The organism is Pseudomonas sp. S10E 269, assembly GCF_002798465.1.
Taxonomy (GTDB): domain Bacteria; phylum Pseudomonadota; class Gammaproteobacteria; order Pseudomonadales; family Pseudomonadaceae; genus Aquipseudomonas; species Aquipseudomonas pergaminensis.
The window spans coordinates 1,200,123-1,216,500 of sequence record NZ_PHIJ01000001.1; the positions used below are offsets into that span (position 1 = coordinate 1,200,123).

The 16,378-nt window shown below is 60.9% G+C and carries 16 protein-coding genes, 1 pseudogene and 1 riboswitch; of the genes and pseudogenes, 7 read left to right on the forward strand and 10 right to left on the reverse strand.

Annotated features, from left to right (window positions below; translation table 11 throughout):
* Positions 1–124: 124 nt before the first annotated feature.
* The 4 genes from CWC48_RS05635 to CWC48_RS05650 form a co-directional block, all read right to left on the reverse strand.
* A complete protein-coding gene (locus CWC48_RS05635; RefSeq protein WP_078046915.1) occupies positions 125–1,489 on the reverse strand; it encodes a DUF1329 domain-containing protein in 1,365 nt (454 codons plus the stop codon).
* A 27-nt stretch (positions 1,490–1,516) separates the two neighbouring features.
* The gene (locus CWC48_RS05640) at positions 1,517–3,376 is read right to left on the reverse strand and encodes a DUF1302 domain-containing protein (protein WP_100491474.1); all 1,860 of its coding nucleotides are present in this window, start codon (positions 3,374–3,376) and stop codon (positions 1,517–1,519) included.
* Between the two features lie 330 nt (positions 3,377–3,706).
* On the reverse strand, positions 3,707–5,389 hold the full coding sequence (locus tag CWC48_RS05645; protein WP_078046913.1) for a fatty acid--CoA ligase: 1,683 nt from the start codon (positions 5,387–5,389) through the stop codon (positions 3,707–3,709).
* Positions 5,390–5,521: 132 nt separating this feature from the next.
* Positions 5,522–6,154: a LysE family translocator gene (locus CWC48_RS05650; RefSeq protein WP_010213066.1), complete on the reverse strand. Its 633-nt coding sequence runs from the start codon at positions 6,152–6,154 to the stop codon at positions 5,522–5,524.
* 85 nt (positions 6,155–6,239) lie between these two features.
* Here CWC48_RS05650 and CWC48_RS05655 point away from each other — a divergent pair, with 85 nt between their 5' ends.
* From CWC48_RS05655 to CWC48_RS05665, 3 genes are all read left to right on the forward strand, one after another.
* On the forward strand, positions 6,240–7,205 hold the full coding sequence (locus tag CWC48_RS05655) for a 2-hydroxyacid dehydrogenase (RefSeq protein WP_100491475.1): 966 nt from the start codon (positions 6,240–6,242) through the stop codon (positions 7,203–7,205).
* 30 nt (positions 7,206–7,235) lie between these two features.
* On the forward strand, positions 7,236–8,234 hold the full coding sequence (locus CWC48_RS05660; protein ID WP_099494062.1) for a class I SAM-dependent methyltransferase: 999 nt from the start codon (positions 7,236–7,238) through the stop codon (positions 8,232–8,234).
* A gap of 51 nt (positions 8,235–8,285) precedes the next feature.
* A riboswitch (yybP-ykoY riboswitch) is annotated at positions 8,286–8,405 on the forward strand.
* Between the two features lie 89 nt (positions 8,406–8,494).
* Positions 8,495–9,079 (forward strand): TMEM165/GDT1 family protein, encoded by a 585-nt coding sequence (locus CWC48_RS05665; protein WP_005784895.1) that lies wholly within the window; start codon positions 8,495–8,497, stop codon positions 9,077–9,079.
* Positions 9,080–9,200: 121 nt separating this feature from the next.
* Here the strand turns inward: CWC48_RS05665 and CWC48_RS05670 are convergent, their stop codons facing one another.
* A complete protein-coding gene (locus tag CWC48_RS05670; RefSeq protein ID WP_078050868.1) occupies positions 9,201–10,019 on the reverse strand; it encodes a M48 family metallopeptidase in 819 nt (272 codons plus the stop codon).
* A 1,324-nt stretch (positions 10,020–11,343) separates the two neighbouring features.
* Here CWC48_RS05670 and CWC48_RS30780 point away from each other — a divergent pair.
* Positions 11,344–11,544, forward strand: a pseudogene (locus CWC48_RS30780) (HAMP domain-containing protein); the annotation flags it as partial.
* A gap of 114 nt (positions 11,545–11,658) precedes the next feature.
* Positions 11,659–12,402 carry a methyl-accepting chemotaxis protein gene (locus CWC48_RS30785; protein WP_371319328.1) on the forward strand — a complete coding sequence of 248 codons (744 nt, stop codon included), beginning with the start codon at positions 11,659–11,661 and terminating at the stop codon, positions 12,400–12,402.
* A 131-nt stretch (positions 12,403–12,533) separates the two neighbouring features.
* On the opposite strand, the gene CWC48_RS05680 is transcribed toward CWC48_RS30785, so the two are convergent.
* Genes CWC48_RS05680 through CWC48_RS05690 form a run of 3 tightly spaced genes read right to left on the reverse strand, consistent with a single transcriptional unit; the run spans position 12,534 to position 13,645 of the window.
* The gene (locus tag CWC48_RS05680; RefSeq protein ID WP_099494061.1) at positions 12,534–13,154 is read right to left on the reverse strand and encodes an SOS response-associated peptidase; all 621 of its coding nucleotides are present in this window, start codon (positions 13,152–13,154) and stop codon (positions 12,534–12,536) included.
* 36 nt (positions 13,155–13,190) lie between these two features.
* On the reverse strand, positions 13,191–13,451 hold the full coding sequence (locus tag CWC48_RS05685; protein ID WP_078046908.1) for a putative signal transducing protein: 261 nt from the start codon (positions 13,449–13,451) through the stop codon (positions 13,191–13,193).
* Between the two features lie 11 nt (positions 13,452–13,462).
* The gene (locus CWC48_RS05690; protein ID WP_012722266.1) at positions 13,463–13,645 is read right to left on the reverse strand and encodes a CPXCG motif-containing cysteine-rich protein; all 183 of its coding nucleotides are present in this window, start codon (positions 13,643–13,645) and stop codon (positions 13,463–13,465) included.
* Between the two features lie 133 nt (positions 13,646–13,778).
* Here CWC48_RS05690 and CWC48_RS05695 point away from each other — a divergent pair, with 133 nt between their 5' ends.
* Positions 13,779–14,942 (forward strand): 1-acyl-sn-glycerol-3-phosphate acyltransferase, encoded by a 1,164-nt coding sequence (locus CWC48_RS05695; protein ID WP_177409476.1) that lies wholly within the window; start codon positions 13,779–13,781, stop codon positions 14,940–14,942.
* Positions 14,943–14,999: 57 nt separating this feature from the next.
* Here CWC48_RS05695 and CWC48_RS05700 read toward each other — a convergent pair whose 3' ends face one another.
* Complete coding sequence (locus tag CWC48_RS05700; RefSeq protein WP_099494059.1) at positions 15,000–15,257, reverse strand: hypothetical protein; 258 nt, start codon at positions 15,255–15,257, stop codon at positions 15,000–15,002.
* 182 nt (positions 15,258–15,439) lie between these two features.
* On the opposite strand from CWC48_RS05700, the gene CWC48_RS05705 reads away from it, so the two are divergent.
* Positions 15,440–15,649: a hypothetical protein gene (locus tag CWC48_RS05705; protein ID WP_058422975.1), complete on the forward strand. Its 210-nt coding sequence runs from the start codon at positions 15,440–15,442 to the stop codon at positions 15,647–15,649.
* Positions 15,650–15,706: 57 nt separating this feature from the next.
* Here the strand turns inward: CWC48_RS05705 and CWC48_RS05710 are convergent, their stop codons facing one another.
* A complete protein-coding gene (locus tag CWC48_RS05710) occupies positions 15,707–16,294 on the reverse strand; it encodes a YajG family lipoprotein (protein ID WP_078046905.1) in 588 nt (195 codons plus the stop codon).
* Positions 16,295–16,378: the final 84 nt, after the last annotated feature.

A 16,378-nucleotide genomic window follows, 5' to 3' on the forward strand; every position in this document is an offset into this window, starting at 1 on the left:
AAAAAAGTAGGAGCCGGCTTGCTGGCGATGCAGGCCCCTCGGTGTGCCTGTTACACCGAGGGAATGCTATCGCTGGCAAGCCAGCTCCTACAGGGGGGCGGCTCCCAGAGTGGGGGGCTTGGGCTTAGCGGACACCGTCCTGGCGCAAGGCTGCCGGGGTGAAGTCGCTGGTGGTGGCGGTGAAGCCGAAGTCATACGCCTGCTTCTCTTCGTTCTTCATGCCCAGCGCCAGGTAGCGGCCAGACTGCAGGTCGTAGAGGGTTTCCAGGGCGTACCACGGCACTTGCTTGTCGTAGTAGTTCTCGGCATGGGCTTCCGCCACGCGCCACAGTTGGCCACGGCCGTCGTAGTGGTCGATAACCGCTGCTTGCCAGGTGTCTTCATCGATGAAGAAGTCACGCTTGGCGTAGATGTGGCGCTGGCCTTCCTTCAAGGTGGCGACGACGTGCCAGACGCGGCGCAGCTCGTAGCGAGTCAGGTCCTGGTTGATATGGCCGGCCTTGATGATGTCGGCGTATTTGAGCTTCGGATCGTCGATCTTGTAGCTGTTGGAGGCGATGTAGATTTCTTTTTTGCCTTCCAGCTTCCAGTCGTAGCGATCCGGTGCACCGTTGTACATGTCGAGGTTGTCGGAGGTACGCAGGCCGTCGGCGGCAGTACCCGGGCCGTCATAGGACACTTGTGGCGCCCGACGCACGCGGCGCTGGCCGGCGTTGTAGACCCACGCCGAACGCGGTTCCTTCACTTGGTCCAGGGTTTCGTGCACCAGCAGCACACCACCGGCCAGGCGCGCTGGCGCGGTCACTTGTTGCTTGAAGTAGAACAGCACGTTGCCCGGATTTTTCGGGTCGAAGTCTTTCATCTTGTCGCGGAACACGAACTGGTCTTTGAAATACACCAGGCTGAACGAGCCGTTGGTTTGCGGCGTGGCCTGGGTAACCAGGCGGGTCACGCTGCCGCCGCGATAACGGGTGATGTGGTTCCAGATCACCTCAACGCCGCTTTTTGGAATCGGGAACGGCACGGCGGTTTCAAAGTTTTCCAGGCCGTTGCCGCCAGACACCAGGTTGGTGGTGGTGGCGTTCTTCTTGATGGCCGCAAACACATCGGCCGGCACGGTAGCGCCGCGATGGGTCGGGTAGACCGGCATCTTGAAGGTCTCCGGGTAACGCTTGAACATCGCGTACTGCCCCGGCGCCAGCTTGTCCTTGTATTGCTCGACGTTCGCTGCAGTGATGGTGAATTGCGGTTGCTCACTGGCGTACGGGTTGGCCAGGAACCCACGGGCGTCGACGGCGCCAGCATTGGTGGGCAGCGGCGACCATTTTGGAATAGTACCCGCCGCGTTGCCGGCCATTTCGGCGCCCATCGGGGTCAGGGTCGTGCCCAGCTTGGCGGCTTCATCCGCCGAGACTGCCGCCATGACGTTGCTCGCCAGGATCGACAGCCCAAGCACACCCACGTGCAACAGACTTTTGGTTATTTTCATCTTCTGGTCTTCCTGAAATGCGTGTGCTTAGAAGTTGGCGCCGAAGCTCAAAGCGACGAAGTCGCGGTCATCCACCGTACTGAACTTGCCACCAAAGAAGTTGGTGTAGGCCAGGCTGGCGGTGTAGGTGTTCTGATACTCGGCATCCAGGCCCAGGCTGACCGCCTTGCGACCTTCTTCGAAGTTACCGCCAGGGCCTGGCGAGTAACCTTTGACGTCGTGGGACCACGCCACGTTTGGCTTGAGGTTGACGCCGGCGAACACGTCCGGGTATTCCCAGATGGCGCGAGCGCGGTAGCCCCAGGAGGTGGCGGTGGTGTAACCGTCGTTGTTGCAGTTGGTATTCAAACCTGCCGCATTGGGAAGACCTGCGCCGGTGGCCGTCGAGTTGTTGAGGGCGTTGCAAAACCCACCTGGCAGACTACCTGGGCCAAACACCGGATCACGACCGTAACGGGCCTCGGATTTGCTTTCCAGACCACCGACGTGGGTCACGCCGATTTCACCGACAGTGGTCAAGCGGCTGGCGCCCATCACCTGATCGAAGAAGTGCGTGAAGGTGGTTTGGAACTGAGTCACTTCCTTGCGGTTATAGCCATGCAAATCCTGGCCAGGCGTCCCTTTCAGCACGGACGCATTGCCAAAGCCCGGAATTGGCGTGACACCGGCATACAGGATATCGGTCGTGCTCAATTGCACAGGCGCATTCGGCCGGTAGCTCAACTCACCGCTCCAGGCCGTGCCCGTAGGTAGCGTGGTGGAAAAGCTCAGGCCGTAGAGGCGGATATCTTCCGGGTATTCGACGAAGTAGTTCGAGCTACCAGCCACGATCAGCGGACGCAGCGCAGCCAGCGGCCCCAGCGGACGGGTATAAGCGGACGACGGTGCACCTTGAGCACTGAAGATCGGTGCACGGCTGTGATAGTTCATGAAGTACGCGCCGAACTCGGTATCCAGCGGCTCGAAGTTGTAATGCATGGCCACGCCAAATTGGCCACTGTCCCGCGCATCACGGTCGGGACCACGACGTACCAGTACACCCTCGTTATTGACGTCTACACCCAGGGCATTCAAGGTCGGAAAAGCGGCACCCGGAATGGTCGAGCGCTTGTTGAGCACTCGCAGGTTATCGCTGCAACCGTCAGATATCACGTCAGGCTGCGAGAAGAACGTACCGCAGTTATCGGTAACGGTCTGGTCCCACTCCAACTGATAGAACGCTTCCGCCGACAGGTTATCGGTCAGGGTTTGCGACACGTAGAACATGTTGACCGGAATCAAGCCTTCCTTGATCTCAGCCCCCGGACGCCGGAATGCGGACACATCGATCGGGTTGATGGAGTTGATGCCGCCGCCGATGAAAGTACTTTCACCCCAGCTCACCACCTGCTTGCCGAAGCGCACGTTACCCGGCAAATCGGCAATGTTGTAGTTGTGGTAAATGAAGGCATCTAGAATCTGCCCACCGGAAGACTTGGCACCTTCCTTGCGGTTGCTGTCGCTGATGTCCTTGAACTCACGGCTTTCGTCTTTCAACTCAAAGTCATACCAGTACTTGCCACGTACAAATACACCGGTATCGCCGTACTTCAGCTCCAGGTCATGAATGCCTTTGAAGATCTTCGAGAAGGTCTCACCGCGCTTGAAGTTCAGGTGACCGTCATCGGAAGTCTGGGACAGGCCACGACCACCGTTGTTCGCACCAATGAGATCTTTGTTGGGCTTGGCCGTCGACCAGCTCGCACCCACGGAAAGAGACGAGTCAAAACTCCCTTCGATTTCACCGATATTGAAACTGACGCCGAATGCGGGCCCGGCGAGCGTAGAGGCGAGACTGACGGCCAGGGGCAGTCTTGCCCGGCGCCAGAACTGGTTTACTGAGGTCATCGACGCTACTCCATGTGCATTATTGTTATGGCAGTGAGTTCTTTCTGTGATGCGTGTAACGGCCGGAATACAACGATTCCAATGCCGCTCGGCAGTCGAGCCCCCATGGCCCGTAGCGGAACATCCGTGAAAAACTCTGGAAGGGACTATAGCCAGCAGGGGGTAGTGCTTGATCCCTCTAAAGTGTGATTTGCATCACCGACCCGTCTGCCACGACCCTTTCGCCACGTCGGCGAAGGCCGACGCGGCAAGGATGGCTGAAAATTGGCAAATCACAAGTGAAGGCGCGAGATAGAGCATTGCCGTGCCATACGGGCACGGCAAACCGGCTCAGAGGGTGGACAGGAAGGTACTGTTGTTGGCCTGCCATTCGATGATGTCGATACGGATACGTTTTTTGTCGAGTTTTCCTACACTCGTCTTGGGAATTTCAGTAACAACGGCAATCTGGCTCGGAATCGCCCACTTGCTCAAGTGGCCCAGCTCCACGAACGGCTTGAGGTGTTCCTTGAGCTCGCGGGCCCCTATCACATGGCCATCACGCACCACCAGCAAGGCAAACGGGCGCTCGCCCCATTGCGGGTCGGCAATGCCCACCACCGCTACTTCGCGTACCGCCGGGTGGCGGCTGACCAGGTCTTCGAGGGCCAGGGACGAGATCCACTCGCCGCCAGTCTTGATCACGTCCTTGATGCGGTCGCGAATGTCGATCACGCCGAATGCATCCAGCGTGGCGACGTCGCCGGTGTGCATCCAGCCGCCTTCCCACAGCTCGGCGCCCTTTTGCGGCTCGTTGAAATAGCCTTCGCTGAGCCACGGCGCGCGCAATACCAGCTCACCCTGGGACTCGCCGTCGGCCGGCAGGAAGTTGCCATCACTGTCGATGATCGCGGCTTCTACCAACGGCCCGGGCACACCGGCCTTGATACGGTAGGTGGTGCGTTCATCCTCGGTGCCCGCCATCAACTCTTCGTTGAGGTGGGCGCAGGACACCAACGGCCCGGTCTCGGACATGCCATACGCGGCGGTCAACTGAATGCCACGCGCCTTGGAGGCTTCATACAGCGAACGATTGAGCGCACTGCCGCCGATGACGATTTTCCAGCCACCGAAATCCACGTCCTGGGCGGCCTTGGCATTGAGGACCATTTGCAGGATGGTCGGCACGCAGTGGGAAAAAGTGACCTTTTCCTTGCGCCACAGCTCCACCAGGTATTCCGGGTCATAGCGGCCAGGGTAGACCTGCTTCAGGCCGAGCATGGTTGCCACGTACGGCAGCCCCCAGGCGTGCACGTGGAACATCGGCGTGATCGGCATGTACACATCGTTGGTGCCCAGCAGCCGCACACTGTCGACGCTGCCCATGATGGTCGCCACACCGATGGTGTGCAGCACCAACTGGCGGTGGGTGAAATACACGCCCTTGGGGTTACCGGTGGTGCCAGTGGTGTAGAAGGTGGTGGCAACGGAGTGTTCGTCGAAGTCCTGGAAGTCATACTTCGGGCTGGCGGCCGCCAGCAGGGTTTCATACTCACCGACCAGGTTGGGCAGCTCGGCGGTCTTGGCATCACCGTCGGTGAGCAGCAGGGTCTTGTCGACCGTGGTCAGGTGCCCGGCAATTGCCTGGTAAAGCCCCACGAACTCACTGTTGACCAGCACGAAGCGGTCCTCGGCATGGTTCATGGTGTACAGGATCTGTTCCGGCGACAGGCGCACATTGATGGTGTGGATCACCGCGCCGATCATCGGGATGGCGAACATGCACTCCAGGTAACGGTGGCTGTCCCAATCCATCACCGCCACGGTGTCACCAGCCTTGACCCCCGCCTCGGTCAGCACATTGGCCAGCCGCGCGACCCGCTCGATCAGGGTCGGGTAGGTGTAGCGCAGTTTGTCGCGGTAGACGATTTCCCGGGTCTTCTCGTAACGGGTGCCGGACATCAACAGGCGTTTGATCAACAGCGGGTATTGGTACGCACCTTCGGCGGGCGGGATAACACGGGTCTGCAACATACGAATCCCTTTTTATGACTGCACAGTCTTGGCTTGAAGATCTGCACTGTAGAGACCTTATGTTTCAGCCAAATCAGCCAAAGGAATGATTTGCAGACCCCAATGGATGCTAGCTTTGCGCCAGCATCCGGCCTATTTCATGCTGGTGAAAGCCAGCTTTACCCCAATCGCAATCAACACCGCGCCCATGGTCCGATCAAACCAATGCCCCATTCGCGCAAAACCGGCGCGCACGCGCTGCTGGCTGAACAACATCGCCACCAGGCAGAACCACAGCGCCGTCGCCACCGCCAGGTACACGCCGTAACCGGCCTGGATCGCCAGCGGCGTGTGCGGGTTGATCACCACGGTGAACAGCGAAAGGAAAAACAGCGTGGCCTTGGGGTTCAAGCCGTTGGTCACGAAACCGGCTGTGAACGCGCCGCGCGGGGTCCGCTCGCCGGCTTCGCGGTGCAGCTCGCCCTCGGCGGCAGGCTTGGCCGGCTGCGCGCGCAGGGCCTTGAAGCCGATGTACAACAGGTAGGCCGCCGCCGCCCACTTGAGCGCGTTGAACAGCACGATGGACTGGGACACGATCAAGCCAATACCGAGCAACGAGTAACCCACGTGCAGGAAAATCGCCGACCCCACACCCAGTGCGGTCCAGGTCCCGGCGCGGCGACCGTGGGTAACACTTTCACGCACCACCACCGCGAAATCCGGGCCAGGGCTGGCCACCGCCAATAAGTGAATCAGGGCTACGGTCAAGAACTCGGCGGCGTACATGCTCACTCCAATTAAGTAACTGATTATTTCATCTGATAGGCTCGGCAGATTACGCCTTCGAACCCTGTCGCAAAAGGTACAGTTGATGACGAACAATCGCCGCGCCGTCTTCCTCGATCACCCGTCCCTGGACCTGGGGGACCTTGACCTCAGCGACCTGCGCGACAGTTTCAGCGAGTTGCAGCTGTTTTCGGACACCACGCCGCAGAACCTGGTTGAACGCCTGCAGGGCGCCCAGGTGGTGATCAGTAACAAGATCGCCCTCAACAGCGCAACCCTGGCGACCTGCCCGGAACTCAAGTTGATCCTCGTCTCGGCCACCGGCACCAACAACGTCGACCTCGAAGCCGCCCGCGCCCATGGCATCACTGTAAGCAACTGCCAGGGCTATGGCACGCCATCGGTGGCGCAGCACACGATCATGCTGCTGCTCAACCTGGCCACGCGCTTGCAGGATTACCAACGGGATGTAAACGCCGGCAAGTGGCAGGAGGCCAAACAGTTCTGCCTGCTCGACCACCCCATCGTCGAACTGGAAGGCAAAACCCTCGGCCTGCTCGGCCATGGCGAGTTGGGCGGCGCCGTGGCACGCCTGGCCGAGGCCTTTGGCATGCGCGTGCTGCTTGGCGCGATCCCGGGCCGCCCTGCCCGTGCCGACCGCGTGCCATTGGATGAACTGTTGACCCAAGTCGACGCGCTCACCCTGCACTGCCCGCTCAACGAACACACCCGCGACTTTATCGGCGCCCGTGAACTGGCGTTGCTCAAGCCCGGCGCGTTTGTGGTCAATACCGCACGCGGTGGCTTGATCAACGAGCAAGCCTTGGCCGACGCCTTGCGCAGCGGTCATCTGGGCGGTGCGGCCACCGATGTGCTGAGCGTGGAGCCGCCGGTCAACGGCAACCCGCTGCTGGCCGGCGATATCCCCCGCCTGATCGTCACGCCACATAACGCCTGGGGCAGTCGCGAAGCGCGACAACGCATCGTCGGCCAACTGGCGGAAAACGCCCAGGGCTTTTTCAGCGGCGCCCCGCTGCGCGTTGTGAGTTGATAAACTGCGCCCCTTTTCAAGGAGCAGACCATGGATCCGCGCAGTGAAGTACTGCTTCGTCAGGCCGAACTTTTTCAAGGCAACCTGCTGTTGGTGGGCCTGCCCGCCGACGACCTGCTCGGCCGCCTGCCCAACGCCCACGGCTGGAGCTGGCATGCCGGCGACCAGGCGGCGCTCGATGCACGCTTCGCCGAGCGCAGCCACTTTGGCGTGAACGTGCCGGAGCGCGCCTTTGAGGCGGCGGTGATCTTCCTGCCCAAGTCCAAGGACCTGACCGACTACCTGCTCAACGCTGTGGCCTCTCGCTTGCCCGGCGCCGAGTTGTTTCTGGTCGGCGAGAAAAAATCCGGCATCGAAAGCGCCGCCAAGCAGATGATCCCCTTCGGCAAGCCACGCAAGCTCGACAACGCGCGGCATTGCCAGCTGTGGCAGGTCACCGTGGCCAACGCGCCGCAAGCGGTCGAGCTGGAAAGCCTGGCACAGGTCTTCGAGGTACCGCTGGCCGAAGGCCCGCTGAAGGTGGTGAGCCTGCCGGGCGTGTTCAGCCACGGTCGACTGGATCGCGGCACCGAACTGTTGCTGGAGCACCTGGACAAGCTGCCAAGCGGCCATCTACTGGACTTTGGTTGTGGCGCCGGCGTGCTGGGGGCTGCGGTCAAACGTCGCTACCCGCACAACAGCGTGACGATGCTGGATGTGGACGCCTTTGCCGCCGCCAGCAGCCGCCTGACCCTAGCCGCCAACGGCCTGGAAGCCGAGGTGCTGACTGGTGATGGCATCGATGCCGCGCCGATGGGTTTGAACGCGATTTTGAGCAACCCACCGTTCCATGTCGGCGTGCATACCGATTACTTCGCCACTGAGAATCTGCTGCGAAAAGCGGCGAAACACCTGGCAAAAGGCGGCGAACTTCGCCTGGTTGCCAACAGCTTCCTCAAGTACCAGCCATTGATCGAAGAGCATCTGGGCGTGTGTGCGGTGAAGGCCGAAGGCAACGGTTTTCGCATCTACCGTGCCAAGCGCGGCTGACGGGCGTTTGAAAAAGAAGGCTTGCCGAATGGATTTTGCCTAGGCAGAATCCGCTCCGTCCTAGGGGAGTAGTCTCCCACGAGCGCCACGCTCGTCCGGCATACGTCAACATACTTGGTCAGCAGACCATGGCGTATGCGACCCAGGAGTCCGCACAGACGGACCGGGGTTTGACAAGACCTATGACACGCACACCTTACCCGGGGCGGGAAGGCTGTACGTGTCATAGCCGTGTCGACCCGCCCCTGGAAACTAACCTGATGCTGGATTCACTACTCGTTCCTACCGCAATCGTTGCCTTGGCCGAAATCGGCGACAAGACGCAACTGCTCGCGCTCATCCTTGCCGCACGCTTTCGCAAACCCTGGCCGATCATCGCCGGCATCGTCGCCGCGACCCTGGCCAACCATGCGGCGGCCGGTGCCGTGGGTGCCTGGTTCGGCAGTTTCTTCTCGGATGCGGTGTTGCACTGGATCCTCGCCGCGAGCTTCTGCGCCACGGCGCTCTGGACCCTGGTGCCGGATAAACTCGACGATGACGAAGCCAGCACCACACGCAAATTCGGGCCATTCCTGACCACGCTGATTGCGTTCTTCCTGGCGGAAATCGGTGACAAGACCCAGATCGCCACGGTGATGCTGGCGGCGCAGTATCCGGAACTGTGGCTGGTGATTATCGGGACGACCCTGGGCATGCTGATTGCCAACGTGCCGGTGGTCTTGGCGGGGAATTTTGCAGCGGAGAAACTGCCGTTGACGCTGATTCGTCGACTGGCGGCGACTGCGTTTTTCGTCCTGGCGATTGTGGCCGTGTACAAAGCCATGCAAAGCAGCGGCTGGATCTAAGGCTGCAAACCCGATCCCTGTGAGAGCTGGCTTGCCTGCGATGGCAGCAACCCGGTGCAACTGAGAGACCGAGCCGCCTGCATCGCGGGCAAGCCCGGCTCCCACATTGATCTGCGTTAACTCAGGATTTTTTTGCCTGCTGGTACAGCGGCATCACCTTCGGAATCGCCGCCTGCAACGAGGCGATTCGGCTGTCGGACGCCGGGTGAGTGCTCATGAACTCCGGCGGCGCGCCTTCCGAGGCCTTGGCCATCTTGTTCCACAGCGTAATAGCGGCGTTCGGGTTGTAGCCCGCACGGGCTGACAGTTCCAGGCCGATCAAGTCGGCTTCGTTTTCATTGCTGCGGCTGTTGGGCAAGGTCATGCCGTAGTTGGCCACGGTGTCGGCCAATGCCAGGCTGTCCTGGCCCAGGCCGAACAACGCACCGGCACCCTGCTTGGCCATCTCGATCCCGTAGGCCTTGGACATGGCTTCACGCCCGTGTTCACGCAACGCGTGGGCGATTTCATGGCCCATCACGGCGGCCAGTTCGTCATCGGTGAGCTTGAGGTTGTCGATCAACGCGCTGTACACGAAGATCTTGCCGCCAGGCCCGCAGTTGGCGTTCATCTCGTCGCTCTTGATCAGGTTCACTTCCCACTTCCATTGCGCCGCATCCGGGCGGAAGGTCGGTGCCTGGGCGATCAAGCGGTTGGCAATCGCCTGCACACGCTTGGCGTTGGCGCTGGTCTTGTCCACCAGCCCCTTGCCGCTGGCTTCACCCAGGGTCTGCTGGTAGGACTGGGCATACATCTGGTCGACTTCCTGGCTCGACAGCATGCTGAACATGTACTGCTTGCGCTCGACCCCAACGGCGCCGCCGCTGGTGGTGTTGACCGACTGACAGCCTGCCAGCAGCATCGCTGCGACCAACCCGCTAACGGCCAACGATTGCTTCATACCTTTCATATTCATGCGCCTGCTCCCTGAAAACATGGCGCGTATCGTAGGCGCACATTTGTATCGGCGCCAGATACACCAGACGTGTAACCGCAGATTTTCAGATACATCCCACCTGCACCCGCAACGGCGGCGGGCATTCCGTTTGCGACATCCCCAACAATTTTGCAGGACAACCCCTCATGCGCAACGCGTCCGTGGCCGATACAAAAAAGCGGATCGTCCCCCTGTGCCCGGAGCTTTCATGAAATTCAAGTCGATTCAGTTTTCTGTCGCGGCATTGGCCGGGGCCATTGTCCTGAGCGTGGTCGCGGTGCTGGTGCTGTACGCCTTGTTTGCCGGCGCACGGACCCAAGAGATGGTGCAGGAGCGCACCCAGGTGCAGTTCGAGCAGATTATCGAGCAACGCCTCACTGCCCTGGCGCAGACCCAAGCCACGTTGATCCAGCGGGAATTGGAAGCACCGCTGGTGACGGCCAAGAGCCTGGCGACCGCCAACGCCCTGCTCGGCATGAAAGACGCCAAGGGTGAACCGGCCCTGCAGGTCGGCCGCGAGCAACTGATCAACCTGCTGCACGAAACCGTGGTGCGCAACCCGAAGATCCTCGGCGCCTACATTGGCTGGGAGGCCAACGCCATCGATCACAACGACGCCGCCTACGTGAACAGCCCGATTATCGGCATGGGCGCCGACGGACGTTTCCTGCCGTGGTGGTACCGCAACGCAGATGGCAGCCTGGGCCTGGATAAGCTTGCCGACGTCAACGACCAGAACATTTTGTCCACCGGTGTGCGCGCCAGCGAGTACTACCTGTGCTCCAAGGAAAACAAAAAGGCCTGCGCCATCGACCCTGCCCCTTACAAGGTCGGCAATGCCATGGTGATGCTCGCTTCGTTTATCGAACCGATCATGATCGACGGCAGCTTCCAGGGCATCGTCGGTGCCGATCTGTCGGTGAACTTCATTCAGGACATGCTCACCAGCGCCGATCAAAAGCTCTACAACGGTGCCGGTGAGCTGGCGCTGATCTCCAGCAACGGCCGCCTGGTGGCCTACACCAAGGACGCCAGCAAACTCGGTGAAAAGGCCACCGACCTGCTCGACAGCAACGAACTGACCAACCTCAACCAACTGAGCGTCGGCGAAGTTCGCTACGACATCGACAAGGAACACGGGCATATCGAGTTGTTCCTGCCGTTCACTATCGGCCAGACCGACGCACGCTGGACCCTGATGATGCAACTGCCCCTCAGCGCGGTGATGGCTGACTCGCAGAAACTGCAAAGCGACCTGGAAGCCCAACGCAAGACCGACATTTTCGGCATGACCATCGCCGGCCTGTTGATCGCCGGTATCGGCCTGCTGGTGATCTGGCTGGTCGGTCACGGCATCGCCCGCCCGCTCAAGCAAATGGTGGCCATGCTCAATGACATCGCCCAGGGCGAAGGCGACCTGACGCGACGCCTGACCAGCGACCGCGCCGATGAACTGGGCGCGATTGCAGCCGGCTTCAACACCTTCCTGATCAAGCTGCAAGGCATGATCACTCAGGTGGTGAGCTCGGTGCAGAAGGTCAGCGATTCGTCAGAGCACACCGCCGACATCGCGATCCGCACCAACCAGGGCGTGCACAAACAGATGGTGGAAATCGACCAGGTCGCCACCGCTGTGCATGAGATGACCGCGACTGCGCAAGATGTTGCGCGCAACGCCACCCAGGCCGCGCAAGCCGCCAGCCATGCCGACCAGGCCGCCAGCCAGGGCATGCGCATTGTGCGCGACACCTCCACTTCCATCGGCGCGTTGGCCGAGGAAATCGGCAAGGCCGTGGGCGTGGTGCAAACCCTGGCCAAGGACAGCGAGAACATCAACGCCATCCTTACCGCGATTCGCGGGATCGCGGAACAGACCAACCTGCTGGCGCTGAACGCAGCCATTGAGGCAGCCCGCGCCGGCGAACAAGGCCGTGGTTTTGCCGTAGTGGCTGACGAAGTGCGCAACCTGGCGCAGAAGACCCAAAAAGCCACCGAAGAAATCCAGACCATGATCCAGCAGTTGCAACAAGGCACGCGGGACGTGGTGCGGGTGATGGAGGACAGCCAGAACCGCACCGATGAAAGCGTGCAACACGCGGCCAAGGCGGCCGAAGCGCTGGAAACGATCACCCAGGCAGTCTCGGTGATCAACGACATGAACACCCAGATCGCCAGTGCCGCCGAAGAACAGAGCGCGGTGGCCGAGGACATCAATCGCAACGTGATCAACATCGGCCAAGTGGCCAATGAAGTAGCAGGCGGCGCGGATGAATCCAGCGCGGCCAGTGCGGACTTGACCAAGCTGGCGGAGCAGCAGCGCCGGTTGATCAATCAGTTCAAAGTCTAGGGATTTTCGGTGGCTTGAGGCCGCCTTCGCGAGCAAGCCCGCTCCCACATTTTGACTGTGTTCACACATCCAAATGGGGGAGCGGGCTTGCTCGCGAAGGGGCCAGTCAACCTAACCCAACACTTAGTGACTCACGCCGGGGTCAGGCACTCAGGCCCATTGAGCTTCGGATCATTGACCATGTTGGCCAACACCCGCTCGCGCAACGCGGTGGGCTCGCTGGCCAACAGCCCTTGCAACACATGCAACGGCGTCTCGGGATCAAGCCAGGCGTCCTGCCCCTCGGCATCCAGAATCAGCGGCCGGCGCTGAGCCTGCGCCGCCTGGGTCACCACCGCTGTGCTCAGCCACACCTGCTCCTGCACGGGGTAAGCCTCCCAGATCGCGGCAAAAAACAACGCTGAGCCCTCCCCCGGCGTGAGCCAGTACGGGCGTTTGCGCTGGGTGCCGCGCCATTCGTAGAACCCATTGGCCGGCAGCAGGCAGCGGCGTTGACGGAACGCTTCGCGAAACATCGGTTGCTCGGCCAGGGTTTCGGCGCGTGCATGGGCGGGCGTGCGGGAAAGGTCGGTGAGCCAGGGTGGCGTAAGCCCCCAGCGCGCGCGCGCCAGGGTGCGCTGGCCGTCGCTCAGGCGCTGGATCAGCACCGAATCATTCGGGGAGATGTTCCACTGAGCCTGCTGGTCAGCCGGGAAGCCCGGCAAGGCAGCAAAAGCGGGGGTCCAGCGAAACAGGGCATAACGTCCACACATGGGGCAACACGACTCTTGGGTAAACCGACCGACAGCCTAACAGACCAGCACGTCGGGGAAGCTGTCCGGTTCGTCGCCGGGCAAGGGTTGCGCGCCAATATAGGCAGTGATCAGCGCGCGGGCGTCGACGGCCCGGTCGTTGTCCACCTCCAGGCCCAATAGGCCGAAGATCGGCAATTCGCCGGTGCCACCCAGCAAATGGCGGCCCACCAGGTGCGCTTCGATGCCCTCGCTGGCGAGCATCTGCTGCAGCAACTCGCCTTCCATCAGGTTTTCCGGTTCGTAGATTCGCTGCATGGGCGCCCCCTTTATTCATTTTCGCTGCGGGTTTCAAGCATCCATTCTTCACCATGGACCTGCAGATCGAAAATGATCGGCCGGCAACACACCTGGCAGTCTTCTATATAGGTCTGATCACCGCCCGACAAATCCACCGTTGTCTCGACCACTTCACCACAATAAGGACAATCGTACGTCGCGCTTTCCAGCATCGCAGCCTCCAAGGTGACTTGTGCGTATAATCGCCGGTCTATTTACAGGGTTATCGTTCGGCCGAGCCCATTACTCGCGCCGCGCCCTGGTATTTCCTTTACTTACCCTAGCCGTTTCTAACAAGAGAGCATGATGGGCGAATTCGATACCATCCGACCTTACAATGACAGCGAAGTCCCGGCAGTGCTGGCACGTCTGTTCAGTGACAAGGCCTTTCTGGACATCCTGACCCACTTCCGCTTCCCGCGCTTTGCCGGCGCCCTGGGCTGGCTGCTCAAGCCGATGATCGCCCGCAAATTGCGCCGTGAATTCGCCGGCGTCACCACCGTGGCCACGCTGCAGGACAAAGTCGAGTATTACGTCGACCACACCATTGACCGAGCGACGGACGGTGTGACCTACACGGGCGTCGAGCAGCTCAAGTCCGGCACCGCCTACCTGTTCCTGGCCAACCACCGCGATATCGTGATGGACCCGGCCTTCGTCAACTATGCCGTCTACCACGCCGGCCTGCCGACGCCACGCATCGCCATTGGCGACAACCTGCTGCAAAAGCCGTTTGTCAGCGACCTGATGCGCCTGAACAAGAGCTTCATCGTGCACCGCTCGATCACCGGACGAAAGGAGAAGATGGCGGCCTACAACCTGCTGTCGGCCTACATCAACCATTCGATCCGCAACGACTGCCAATCCATCTGGATCGCCCAGGCCGAAGGGCGCGCCAAGGATGGCGATGACCGCACCGAGTCGGCGATCCTCAAGATGTTCCACGTCAGCCGCAAGGACGAGCCGTTTGCCGAGGTGATCCAGTCGCTGAACCTGACGCCCGTGTCGATCAGCTACGAGTACGACCCCTGCGATACCGCCAAGGCACGCGAGTTGTACATCCGCGCCACCACCGGCACCTACAGCAAGGCACCAGGCGAGGATGACGTAAGCATCGCCTTGGGCATCACGGGCTACAAGGGCCGGGTGCACATCAACTTCGCGCCGCCGATTACCGAGCGTTTCGAAGACACCAAGCTACTGGCGGTGGAAATGGATCGGCAGATTCTCGGCGGTTACCGGTTGTTCCCGGTGCACTACCTGGCCTACCAGCAATGGAGCGACGCCGACCCGCAACTGCAGGTGCCGACGGCAGCCGAGGTGTTCCCGGCGGATGAACTGGCCAAGGCCAAGGCTGAATGGGAGCGCCGCCTGAACGAATGCCCGGCCGAGCACCGGCCATTCCTGGTGGTGCAGTATGCAACCCCGGTGCGTAATCAATATCGAGTTAAAGCCGGAATACCTTTGTAAACACTGATCAAAATGTGGGAGCGGGCTTGCTCGCTCCCACATTTGTGTTGTGGCGTTTTAGAGGTGGGTGCTGAGCCAGGAAAAGGCCAGCGCCAGCCCCAGGCAGGCGAACCCGATGCGGTAAGCCAGACGATGCGCCCGTTCGGTGCGCACATCCAGAAACAACATCGGTTGGTCGATTGCCCGGTCTTCGCTTTGCGCGGTCAACTCGGCCATTGCGCGCTGTTCGCGCAGGCGGGTGATAAACAGCAGCGCCGCACCCGGGCAAGCCACCATTAAAGCCACAACATTGATCAATAGTGCGGGCAGCGCCATCGCAAACCTCGGTAAAACAGTGTCTTGGTATCAGTTCAGATACAAACCTGAACGATAGTGGCCTCCGGCGCCGCTCATGCTCCCTCCCCCATGGACGGTTAATGTATCCAGTAATTTACACCGTCACCTGAACGTCACCTTAACAAGCCACTCTGTTGCCCTTCGATGCTTAGGAGCTTGTCATGCTGCACGCGCAAAACCAGGATCGGCTGTACCTGATCGCCCAGAGCGATGAGCAAGAGGCGCTGATCGGCGGCCTGGCGTTCAACGTCCAGGACCGCCACTGGCTGGTGTATTGCGCCCTTGGCGGGCACCAGCATGCGGACCTGCCGGAGGCCGATCTGCTGACGGGGGTAAGCCTGCTGGATTTCTGTATCGACACTGCCGCATGAAACGGGAGGCGAAAAAAAACCGGGCTCATCACTGAGCCCGGTTTTCTATCGGATCGGTTATTGCGCGCTGAGCAGCGAACCGATGCTTGGGTCCTTGAACAGACGGGTCAAGGCGTCGCTCAGGACGTCGCTGACCAGCTTGGTGTTGGTTTCCTGGTTCGGCGACATACCGAAACGCTGGTTCAGGGACGCGCCATAGCGACCACTGTAGCGACGGGTGCCGGCGCTGACGTCGGACTTGAAGGTCGCGCCGATGGACGCTTCGGTCACGTACAGGCCGTCTTTAGGCGACTGATACTTCAATTCGGCCAGGGTGATCGTCAACTGCGGAGCGCCCGGGGCGTTGGGGCTTGGGGTGAAACCCAGCAGGCGCACGGCGGCTTCGGCCTGGGCCTGCAGCTTGGGCAGCACGTCTTGAGCGTTCACCGACACCAGGGCGGTTTCCGGGTACAGGCCACCGCGCGAGCCGAGCGTCGGCGATGGACGACCATCCACCACCCGTACCGATACCGGCTGGCCGTGGCCCACTGGCGCCAGCTGGGTGGTGATCTTCGGTTCCGGGGTCAGTTGTTGCGGGCTGTTGGCGCAGCCAACCAGGGTCAAACTGGTCACAGTGATCAAACCGAACAACAGGCGTTGCAACATGCTCTTCTCTCCAGAAATCAGGTACCGACAGGCCGGCAGTATAGCGGGGCGCCACTGCCGGGAACTAGCATCAGTTACAACCTG

Bases quoted from the DNA above. Each gene is read 5' to 3' on its own strand.
- CWC48_RS05695 (WP_177409476.1), top strand. From the start codon at position 13,779: ATGGGCGAATTCGATACCATCCGACCTTACAATGACAGCGAAGTCCCG.
- CWC48_RS05680 (WP_099494061.1), bottom strand. From the start codon at position 13,154: ATGTGTGGACGTTATGCCCTGTTTCGCTGGACCCCCGCTTTTGCTGCC.
- CWC48_RS05650 (WP_010213066.1), bottom strand. From the start codon at position 6,154: ATGTACGCCGCCGAGTTCTTGACCGTAGCCCTGATTCACTTATTGGCG.
- CWC48_RS05685 (WP_078046908.1), bottom strand. From the start codon at position 13,451: ATGCAGCGAATCTACGAACCGGAAAACCTGATGGAAGGCGAGTTGCTG.
- CWC48_RS30785 (WP_371319328.1), top strand. From the start codon at position 11,659: ATGGTGGAAATCGACCAGGTCGCCACCGCTGTGCATGAGATGACCGCG.
- CWC48_RS05660 (WP_099494062.1), top strand. From the start codon at position 7,236: ATGGATCCGCGCAGTGAAGTACTGCTTCGTCAGGCCGAACTTTTTCAA.
- CWC48_RS05690 (WP_012722266.1), bottom strand. From the start codon at position 13,645: ATGCTGGAAAGCGCGACGTACGATTGTCCTTATTGTGGTGAAGTGGTC.
- CWC48_RS05705 (WP_058422975.1), top strand. From the start codon at position 15,440: ATGCTGCACGCGCAAAACCAGGATCGGCTGTACCTGATCGCCCAGAGC.
- CWC48_RS05645 (WP_078046913.1), bottom strand. From the start codon at position 5,389: ATGTTGCAGACCCGTGTTATCCCGCCCGCCGAAGGTGCGTACCAATAC.
- CWC48_RS05670 (WP_078050868.1), bottom strand. From the start codon at position 10,019: ATGAAGCAATCGTTGGCCGTTAGCGGGTTGGTCGCAGCGATGCTGCTG.
- CWC48_RS05700 (WP_099494059.1), bottom strand. From the start codon at position 15,257: ATGGCGCTGCCCGCACTATTGATCAATGTTGTGGCTTTAATGGTGGCT.
- CWC48_RS05640 (WP_100491474.1), bottom strand. From the start codon at position 3,376: ATGACCTCAGTAAACCAGTTCTGGCGCCGGGCAAGACTGCCCCTGGCC.
- CWC48_RS05710 (WP_078046905.1), bottom strand. From the start codon at position 16,294: ATGTTGCAACGCCTGTTGTTCGGTTTGATCACTGTGACCAGTTTGACC.
- CWC48_RS05665 (WP_005784895.1), top strand. From the start codon at position 8,495: ATGCTGGATTCACTACTCGTTCCTACCGCAATCGTTGCCTTGGCCGAA.
- CWC48_RS05635 (WP_078046915.1), bottom strand. From the start codon at position 1,489: ATGAAAATAACCAAAAGTCTGTTGCACGTGGGTGTGCTTGGGCTGTCG.
- CWC48_RS05655 (WP_100491475.1), top strand. From the start codon at position 6,240: ATGACGAACAATCGCCGCGCCGTCTTCCTCGATCACCCGTCCCTGGAC.